Consider the following 363-nt stretch of genomic DNA (forward strand, 5'->3'; position numbering starts at 1 on the left):
AACGGCTATTGGTGCTTCATCACTGTTGTTATTTGGATTTTTCGGATCTTTCGCCTTCACCACTAATGTGCTGCCTTTGGTGATGTCGATTGGATCGCCATTTCCATTAACTTTGTCTTTGTCATTAAATTCAACTTCAAAGTTGCCTTTATCGTCTGTTTTACCTTTACCAACAACTACGCCATCAACAGTCACTTCAATTTCAGTACCTGCTGGTGCGTCTGGTACATTGCCTGTTAAGACAAAGTGATCTGGGTTTGGCTCTGTGCGGTCGTCTGCTCCACCTTGACGGGTGTCTGTCGCTTCTAATTTAAGATCTTTTGGTGGGTTGAGTTTGTCCTCTGGGTTGTTTGGCAATTCTTC

At 43.5% G+C, this 363-nt stretch carries 1 protein-coding gene; it reads right to left on the minus strand.

Translation table 11 applies throughout. The features are described 5' to 3' along the window. Positions 1 to 363: hypothetical protein (locus tag A1D25_RS02005; protein ID WP_157394040.1), on the minus strand; the 363-nt coding region annotated here is incomplete at both ends.

The sequence above is a fragment of the Ursidibacter arcticus genome (assembly GCF_009761375.1).
Lineage (GTDB): Bacteria > Pseudomonadota > Gammaproteobacteria > Enterobacterales > Pasteurellaceae > Ursidibacter > Ursidibacter arcticus.